The sequence below is a fragment of the Nostoc sp. UIC 10630 genome, from assembly GCF_010747425.1.
GTDB lineage: Bacteria > Cyanobacteriota > Cyanobacteriia > Cyanobacteriales > Nostocaceae > Nostoc.
In genome coordinates, this window is the sequence record NZ_JAAGOG010000259.1 from 1 (window position 1) to 9,282 (window position 9,282).

The following is a 9,282-nucleotide window of genomic DNA, read 5'->3' on the forward strand; positions in this document are numbered from 1 at the left end:
CAGGCAGTCTTTCCCCACTGCACCTCTGCCCCCCCGCACCTCTGCCTCCTGTGCCCCATGCTCTATGCCCTATGCCCTATCTACTTAAAGCCCTTCTAACGATACTCCCAAAAAGCGGGCTAACTTCGCACCTTCTGTTTCTAACTCTGTTAAAGATAAGGGTTGTCCAACCCGTGTTAAGGGAATATCTCGCCGCCCCTTAATGCGTAGATAAAGGGCGCGAAGGGGATTAAGACCTTCTTTGACAGCTATTCGCACAGATTGCACATCTTCTATGCGGCTATCAATCTCAATTCGGCGGTTTTTGCCAGGAAAACCCCAACGGAAGATTTTGATTGTGCCAGTTTCCTGATTAAATTCGTTGTAGCCGCCACCCACATCCAATAAAATCACTAGCCATAGGTATGTGGCTAATAGCAAGCCAGCAGCACCATATAACCCCATCACCAATCCTTGGGGGACAAATACTAGTTGAGTTGGATCGGAAACTATGAGTAAATTAACTTTTAAGTAGCTGGATATCCCAGCCAGTAAAAAGCCGCTTGCTCCCAAGGTAACAATAGTTGCCCACCAGTAGTTACTGAACCGACGAGAACCGAGAACATTTTGATGCAGGAGGCGATCGCCTTTGTTAATCGTTGTTGATGTCGTCATTGAACTACAATTGCCTGTGAGATACTCGCTGTGAAATACTCGCACACTGAATGCTACTACACAGAACTTGACTAAATTGAAGGCTAGTCATTCAACTAAAGAACACTTTAGAGGGTCTGCTGCTTGATTATTTTACCAAACATTGTTGACAAAAACTCAGCTGCGCTCCTGCCTCCTGCCACCCATATAATTTATTTGTGAGGGGGACATTATATGATTTCTTTACTCACTGGCGGATAAAAATTCTTTCTTCCCTTCCCCCTACCTCTTTTTGACCTCTTGGGAATGAGTTACCTACCTACGTCCATCTAGACTAAATTTTCTTACATTTCTGAGAAAAGTTGTGTCAAATTGTAAAATTTCTGATATTCATATTATTTATAAGGTTCGTGTTTCATGCCTGATTTGCTTCTGTGTGTCAGGCAAAAACCCTGAGTAGTGTGATAAGTTAAGAATCATTAAGTTACCACAAGCTAGATTACTAGCCGATGGTACGTGTAATGGCATAAAGAAAGAGAAATGCTGATTCCACAGGTCAGCAAATTCTCAGAATCTCAGTCGCTTTTAAGCTATTGAGATTGTCAAAAAAAACGTTAATTCCTCACGGCAGCCGGTTACATTGGCTCTCCGTATTGCCTTAGAAACGTTGCAATTTTAGTAAAAAAAGAGGATTTTAGTCCGATGACCATCGCAGTTGGACGTGCGCCCAGTAGAGGGTGGTTTGACGTTCTAGACGACTGGCTCAAGCGCGATCGCTTCGTATTCGTAGGTTGGTCAGGGATACTGTTGTTCCCCTGCGCCTTCCTAGCACTAGGCGGTTGGCTGACCGGCACCACCTTCGTCACCTCTTGGTATACCCACGGATTAGCCTCCTCCTACCTAGAAGGTGCTAACTTCCTAACAGTGGCAGTATCCACCCCCGCCGACAGTATGGGACATTCCCTATTGCTGTTGTGGGGTCCAGAAGCCCAAGGCGACCTCACCCGTTGGTTCCAACTGGGTGGCTTGTGGCCATTCGTTGCCCTACACGGAGCCTTCGGTTTGATTGGCTTCATGTTGCGGCAATTTGAAATTGCGCGTCTAGTAGGAATCCGTCCTTATAACGCCCTCGCCTTTTCAGCTCCCATTGCAGTATTCGTCAGTGTATTTCTGATGTACCCCTTGGGACAATCAAGCTGGTTCTTTGCACCCAGCTTTGGCGTAGCAGCAATTTTCCGGTTCCTGCTATTCTTGCAAGGCTTCCACAACTGGACACTCAACCCCTTCCACATGATGGGTGTTGCTGGTGTATTGGGTGGTGCTTTATTGTGCGCCATTCATGGAGCCACAGTTGAAAATACCTTGTTTGAAGACGGTGATGGTGCTAACACCTTCCGCGCCTTCAATCCAACCCAGTCTGAAGAAACCTATTCAATGGTGACAGCAAACCGTTTCTGGTCACAGATTTTCGGGATTGCTTTCTCAAACAAACGCTGGTTGCACTTCTTTATGTTGTTCGTGCCAGTCACAGGTTTGTGGATGAGTGCCGTCGGCATCGTCGGTTTAGCACTCAACCTGCGAGCTTATGATTTCGTCTCCCAAGAATTACGGGCGGCGGAAGACCCTGAGTTTGAAACCTTCTATACCAAAAACATTTTGCTGAACGAGGGTATCCGCGCTTGGATGGCTCCTCAAGATCAACCCCACGAACAATTTGTATTCCCTGAGGAGGTATTACCACGTGGTAACGCTCTCTAATAGACCAAATATATTAGGCGGCACTGGACGCGACCAAGAATCTACTGGCTTTGCCTGGTGGTCTGGTAACGCGCGTTTAATCAATCTATCCGGCAAACTCTTGGGCGCTCACGTTGCCCACGCTGGCTTGATTGTATTCTGGGCAGGAGCGATGACTTTGTTTGAAGTCGCTCACTTTGTTCCTGAAAAACCCATGTACGAACAGGGCTTGATCCTGTTACCTCACCTCGCTACCCAGGGTTGGGGCGTTGGTGCTGGTGGTGAAGTTATCGACACCTTCCCCTACTTTGTTGTCGGTGTACTCCACCTAATTTCCTCAGCCGTCCTTGGCTTTGGCGGTATCTATCATGCCGTTCGTGGCCCAGAAACCTTAGAAGAATACTCTTCTTTCTTTGGTTACGACTGGAAAGACAAGAACAAGATGACCAACATCATCGGCTTCCACCTGATTATTTTGGGATGCGGTGCCTTGCTGTTGGTTCTAAAGGCAATGTTCTTTGGTGGTTTGTATGACACTTGGGCACCAGGTGGTGGTGACGTTCGTGTTATTACCAATCCAACATTGAACCCAGCAGTTATCTTCGGTTATGTAATCAAGTCTCCCTTCGGTGGCGAAGGCTGGATTGTCAGCGTTGATAACTTGGAAGATGTGGTCGGCGGTCACATTTGGATTGCCTTTATCTGTATTGCTGGCGGCGTTTTCCACATTCTTACCAAGCCTTTTGCTTGGTCACGTCGTGCATCTATCTGGTCTGGTGAGGCTTACCTCTCCTACAGCTTGGGCGCTCTTTCACTGATGGGCTTCATTGCCTCAATCTTTGTTTGGTTCAATAACACCGTTTATCCTAGCGAATTCTTTGGTCCTACTGGTCCAGAAGCTTCTCAAGCTCAGGCTTTGACCTTCTTGATTCGTGACCAACGCTTGGGTGCTAACGTCGGTTCTGCCCAAGGCCCCACAGGTCTAGGTAAATACCTGATGCGCTCTCCAACTGGTGAAATCATCTTCGGTGGTGAAACCATGCGCTTCTGGGATTTCCGTGGCCCTTGGTTGGAGCCTCTACGTGGCCCCAATGGTCTTGACTTGGAAAAAATCAAGAATGATATTCAGCCTTGGCAAGCTCGTCGCGCTGCTGAATACATGACTCACGCACCTTTGGGTTCTTTGAACTCTGTGGGTGGTGTGGCTACTGAAATTAACTCCTTCAACTACGTATCTCCTCGCGCTTGGTTGGCGACTTCTCACTTCGTACTAGGATTCTTCTTCCTAGTTGGTCACTTGTGGCACGCTGGTCGCGCACGGGCTGCTGCTGGTGGTTTTGAGAAAGGAATTAACCGTGATACTGAGCCAGTGATGTTCATGGACGACCTAGATTAGGTTGTAAAGTTTATTTCATCACTGACAACTAAATAATTTAAAAGCTCTTGCGTAAAAGCAAGGGCTTTTTTTATAGGAAAATTAGTAATCTATTGATTAAAGTGAACGACTTACCAAGGTCATTAATACCATGAGCGATTCCAATTTTATTGATGCTTTACGATGGACATCTGAAGCTAAGGAAAAATTACAAAATATTCCTTTTTTTGTCCGCTCTCAAGCTAAAGCCAGAATTGAACAACTAGCCCGTGAAGCAGGACAAGAGCTTGTTACCGGTGATTTAGTAGAACAGGCTAGGCTTGAGTTTGGACAATAAAATATTCTGGAGGTCGTAACAATGACAGTCGCCAAAAATCGTGCAGACCGAGTAATGCTTTACGACATTAGCTGGGAACAGTTTGAAAATCTTTTAAAAGACTTGGGAGAGCATCGGGCAGCAAGGTTAGCTTACGATCGCACTACCTTAGAAATTATCACACCTTTACCTGAACATGAACATTACAAAGAGGTAATTAGCGATTTGGTCAAAGAAATCGCTGATGTGCTGGATTTAGACTATGAAAGTTATGGTTCGACTACCTGGAAGCGAGAAAGTCGAATGGCAGGGGTAGAGTCAGATAACTGCTTCTATTTCCAGAATGAAGCTGCGATTCGCGGTAGATTGGATCTAGATTTGAGACAAGACCCACCGCCTGATTTGGCACTGGAAATTGATGTTACCAATAAGTCTTTAAATCGTTTTCCCATTTATGCCCGCTTGGGAGTACCAGAACTCTGGTGTTATGATTCCGGTGAACTCAAGATTTATCTACTGCAAAATGGGGAATATATCGAGTCAGAGAACAGTTTGGTATTTTCTACTTTAGTAATTCGGGACTTGCCGAAACTGATTGAGCAAAATCGGGCAGATGGCAGACGTGGAATTCGTCGGGCGGTGCGGGAATGGGTAAATATTGAACTACCCAATTAACCTAATTCATAATTAACGCGATATACAACTTATTCTTGGAACCCCTCTCCAAACCTCTCCCCGAAACGGAGAGAGGCTTTGATTCTTGCTCCCCTTCCCTTGCAGGGAAGGGGCTGGGGGTTAGGTTTGAAAGAAAGTCGCACACGGAGCTAATTACGAATTACGAATTACGAATTACGAATTACGAATTACGAATTACGAATTACGATCAACTTCCTCCCACATTCATTGCAGTTAAAAAAGCCTTTTGGCTGACATCTCTGTAAACTGTATTCAAAAACTTCATCACCACATCACTCGAAGTTGAATTTACTGCATTTTCTTCTTCCTTTGCTAGGGGGATTGCTCCTAATACATCTAATACCATTTCGTTAGTAGACGGCGCAATCACTACCAAAGATGACTCTAGTGGCTCATTGTATTGCCAGAAAGAATCAATTTTTACTGAATATTTGTTATTAGGAATTGACTGTTGAATATCGGGTGTTTCTGTAGTATTAGGTTTAATCTTGGCACTACGTAATTGGCGTAAATCGCTGATAATTTGCTCTTTGGTGCGTCCGCGCAATTGAAATAGTACAAAGGGGTCTTCACTGAAGCGATCGCCTAACTGATAGTACAGCGCACCAATATGTTTACAGGGATTTGCTTTATCAGGACAAGAGCATTTACTATGGACATCACCAAGGGTAAATGGAAATATCGAAAGACCATTAGCCGTGAAGACTTCTTCTATATTTTGTGGCATTTCTCCTGCTAGTAATTTTGCAGCAAAAATTGCCCTTTGAGACATGGTTTCAATTACATAACCCCATTGTTCATCACTAAAAGGTTCAAGAGAAAGGGAAACTTTATAAGGTTCTACTTCACTACCTTGCACCCTAGCTAATACTTTTGCACCTTTAAATTCTATGCTCAAAACATTTCCTTGACGAGCATAGTTTCTGGCACGTTCTAAACGTTTTTTAAAACGATAGGAATCTAGCAAATCTAGCCATTGTTGTGACCACCATTCTCGGCTTGCTTGTAATGTGTAATTAGTCATGATTTTACATTTAATATTCTTGGATAATATTGAAATTCAGTAATTAATTATGAATTTAGGAGTGCAAATACTAGAAACAAGACTATACCGCTACAAGTGTTTCTTCAAAACTTAAAACTACCCCCAGATAAATTAATGAGTGTATTAATCCAATGCAAATCAGTTTTTGCATCTCGATTTAACCGCAGCATGTCGTGAAGGTTCATTACTTGATATTGATATCTATTGAGTAAAGCATTCAATGCATTAAGAATAGATGTCTGATCTAGGGAAGGGTAGGAGTGTTTTAGAACCTCAATTAATATCTGACTGCCGCGCTGTTCAAAGTGAGCAGATGGAGACATGGAAGAAGGATTTTTGAGGAAATAATCGTCAATTTGCATCATGCTTCCGCGAAAATTGTTCAGCAGTGATTGTGCATAGAAAAGTTCTCCACGCATGACTCGACGATATACTTCCTCGGCTTGTGCTAGCCCTTTGCTGATCAGTCGATTCACCTCATCAACATCTAGTGTAAACTCTAAGCCAGAAGAAGCTTCAATAACTTGGTGTATTAACTTTTTAGGATCATAAATAACTTGAACAGGTTGTAAGTACCAAGGGGAGGGCTGAAGATTCTCTGGGTAGTAGTAAAGGACATCGATTTTATTAAATGGATAGAAGTGAGAGACGCAAACCCATCGAACTCCTGCTGGCCACTCATTGTATAGCCATTCTCCCCAATATTTAGGAGCAGAAAAACGCTCATCAAGAAATTGCTCGTATAATTCTGGTTGAACAACAACTCTAAAATCAATATCAGAGAATTCATCCGTTGTCCCTGATGCTATAGATCCTTGAATGAATAAAGCCTCAACACCTTTTTTCACTATAAAATAATCAACGACTTTCTTAAGTAAATGTTGACGTGCTGAATTCAACTCGTCTGCATTAAGTTTCATCCTTCATCCTCATCAATTACTGCACTGCGGTCAAGTAGTAGTAAGTTGCGAAGTTGATCTGTATCTAGTTCTGTCAACCATTCTTCTCCCGCACCTACAACTTGTTCAGCTAGTTGTTTTTTACTTTCAATCATGTCATGAATTTTTTCTTCTAAAGTGCCTGTGCAAACAAATTTATGTACTTGCACATTCCGGGTTTGACCAATGCGAAATACTCTATCTGTGGCTTGATTTTCCACGGCTGGATTCCACCATCTATCAAAGTGAAATACATGATTTGCTCGTGTTAAATTCAGTCCTACTCCACCGGCTTTTAGAGAAAGAATCATAATCGGTGGCCCTTGCGGGTCGTGTTGGAAACGGTCGATCATTTCCTCTCGTTGCTTTTTGCTGGTGCTGCCATATAAAAAGAATATTTCTCGCCCAAGCTGTTTTTCTAAATAGGGTTTAAGTAACTTACCCCACTCAGCAAATTGTGTGAAAATTAAAGCGCGATCGCCTTCGGCTAAAACTTCTTCTAACATTTCTTCTAGCCGCAGAAGTTTGGCTGAATTATGTTGTTCTAATGTCGCCTGTTTCAAGTATTGTGCTGGGTGATTGCAGATTTGTTTGAGTTTGATTAGTAAAGCCAAAATCATCCCCCGACGTTGCAGTCCCTCAGCAGATTCTATTTCTACTAAAGATTGTTCTACAATTTGTTGATAAAGTGCAGCTTGTTCACCAGTTAGACCGCAAAATACGGTCATTTCTTGCTTATCTGGTAAATCTTGAATGATGTCGCGATCGCTTTTCAATCGCCGCAGTATAAATGGTTGCACTAATGAACGTAATTGAGTCAAAGAAGCCGTATCACCATACTTTTCAATTGGCATGGCAAACCGACGCTGGAAAAATTGCTTATTGCCTAAATAGCCAGGATTGAGAAAATCTAAAATAGACCAAAGTTCTTGCAGCCTATTTTCTACTGGTGTCCCCGTCAACGCAATACGAAATGTCGCTTCTAATTCTCGCACTGCTTTTGACTGCTTTGCCTCTGGGTTTTTCACATTCTGGGCTTCGTCTAAAACAATTATCTGCCAGGAGACACTTTGCAATGACTTGATATCTCGATGAAGAAGCGAGTAACTAGTAACGATTAAATCGTGCTTTTTCACTGCTTCTAAAAACGCTTTTCCTTTTGGGCGTTTGTCACCGTGATATTGCAAAATTTTCAGGCTTGGTGCAAATTTATTGACTTCCCTTTCCCAATTGCCTAAAACCGAAGTTGGACAAACTAGCAGTGTTGGATTTTCTAGCGCATCTTGTTCTTTCAAGTGCAGCAGAAAAGCAATGAACTGCACGGTTTTTCCGAGTCCCATATCGTCGGCAAGACACGCACCCAAACCCCAGCGTTCTAAGAATGACAGCCAAGCAGCACCACGTTCTTGATAAGGTCGTAACTGCCCTTTAAAGCCTGTTGGTGTGGGCAAAGGTGCGATCGCTTGATTATTGCTTAACGCCCCAATTAACTCTTCCAACGCGCCAGATGCCTCAAAGCTGACGACTGGTAATTTTTCTATTACCTGGGTATCTCCTGTACTAAAACGCAAGGCATCTTCTAAGGAAAGCGCCATTTGGTCTTTGCGAGTGGTAAAAAAGGTTTGGGCTGTCTTGATATCTTGAGGTCGCAATTCCACCCACTCGCCATTAATTTCCACTAGCGGACTATTTAAAGCCACAAGTTTATCAAACTCAGCTTTAGAAATAGTCTGCCCACCAATTGCCAATTGCCATTGGAAATTCAGTAGACTTTGTAACCCTAAGCGTCCCTGCTTTTTCTTTGGGGTTTCGGCAGTAATTTTCAAACCTAAACGATTCGCCCATCCTTCGCGGTTTGCTAAACTGGGAGGCAAAATTACTCCCAAACCACTGTCTTCTAACCTCCAAGCTACAGCTTTGATAAACTCATAAGCTTGCATAGGGGTGATCCGAGAAGATTGAGGATATTCGGTTTCAAAACTGGGTGCGATCGCTGGATATAATCGAGAAGCTAGCCCCAAACCTCGCAAAAAGGTTTCCTGTGGTTGGTCAATTGTCCGATTTTCATAAACCAATCGTTCAACTGGATTGTTCCAAATAGTTGCCGCATCCACCAAAAACTCAGGATCGTCAGCCGCTTGCAAATAATACGCCAATGTCCAATCTGTTTCGCCAGACTCTGGAGAACGCAGTTGAAAACAGGTGCGAAATAGAGTTTTAAGAGTTAATTGGTACTGTAGCGGCATCGTCCAAGCCTTCAGTGCCGCTTCCAGTCGTTCCACTTCAATAGTATCTGCGTTAACTGTACTAGATTCACTAGTTAAAGCTTGCAACCACTGTCGCACCCCACCTGGTAAAGATGCCATCGCCTTAGCTTCCATTGGAGGCTGAGAACCTACCATCCCTCGCACTTGCGTATCTATCGTACTGTTGAGAAATCCCAAAAGTAATTCTTGAGGTTCAGTAGGGAAGTTTACATAAAGTAGGGATTGGGGATTAGGGATTAGGGATTGGGAAAACTCCTCCCCAGTCCCCAGTCCCC

General features: G+C 43.6%; 8 protein-coding genes. 4 read left to right on the plus strand and 4 right to left on the minus strand.

Features of this window, described 5'->3' with window-relative positions:
* Nucleotides 1-84 precede the first annotated feature (84 nt).
* The gene (locus G1O98_RS33835; protein ID WP_114081711.1) at nt 85-654 is read right to left on the minus strand and encodes a photosystem I assembly protein Ycf4; all 570 of its coding nucleotides are present in this window, start codon (nt 652-654) and stop codon (nt 85-87) included.
* 681 nt (nt 655-1,335) lie between these two features.
* Here G1O98_RS33835 and psbD point away from each other — a divergent pair.
* The 4 genes from psbD to G1O98_RS33855 all read left to right on the plus strand — a co-directional run bounded on the left by psbD (nt 1,336) and on the right by G1O98_RS33855 (nt 4,736).
* The gene (psbD, locus tag G1O98_RS33840) at nt 1,336-2,391 is read left to right on the plus strand and encodes a photosystem II D2 protein (photosystem q(a) protein) (RefSeq protein WP_012409998.1); all 1,056 of its coding nucleotides are present in this window, start codon (nt 1,336-1,338) and stop codon (nt 2,389-2,391) included.
* Nucleotides 2,375-3,766, plus strand: coding sequence for a photosystem II reaction center protein CP43 (psbC, locus tag G1O98_RS33845; RefSeq protein ID WP_114081127.1), 1,392 nt, complete (start codon nt 2,375-2,377; stop codon nt 3,764-3,766). Before psbD ends, psbC begins: the two co-directional genes overlap by 17 nt.
* A 130-nt stretch (nt 3,767-3,896) precedes the next feature.
* The gene (locus tag G1O98_RS33850) at nt 3,897-4,082 is read left to right on the plus strand and encodes a PCP reductase family protein (RefSeq protein WP_163937878.1); all 186 of its coding nucleotides are present in this window, start codon (nt 3,897-3,899) and stop codon (nt 4,080-4,082) included.
* Between the two features lie 21 nt (nt 4,083-4,103).
* Nucleotides 4,104-4,736: a Uma2 family endonuclease gene (locus G1O98_RS33855; protein ID WP_163937881.1), complete on the plus strand. Its 633-nt coding sequence runs from the start codon at nt 4,104-4,106 to the stop codon at nt 4,734-4,736.
* A gap of 208 nt (nt 4,737-4,944) precedes the next feature.
* Here G1O98_RS33855 and G1O98_RS33860 read toward each other — a convergent pair whose 3' ends face one another.
* From G1O98_RS33860 to G1O98_RS33870, 3 genes are all read right to left on the minus strand, one after another.
* A complete protein-coding gene (locus G1O98_RS33860; protein ID WP_163937884.1) occupies nt 4,945-5,781 on the minus strand; it encodes an SWIM zinc finger family protein in 837 nt (278 codons plus the stop codon).
* 104 nt (nt 5,782-5,885) lie between these two features.
* Nucleotides 5,886-6,722, minus strand: a complete 837-nt coding sequence (locus G1O98_RS33865) for a nucleotidyltransferase domain-containing protein (RefSeq protein ID WP_163937886.1) — start codon at nt 6,720-6,722, stop codon at nt 5,886-5,888.
* Nucleotides 6,719-9,282: DEAD/DEAH box helicase (locus tag G1O98_RS33870; protein ID WP_163937889.1), on the minus strand; the 2,564-nt coding region annotated here is incomplete at its 5' end. The genes G1O98_RS33865 and G1O98_RS33870, both read right to left, overlap by 4 nt.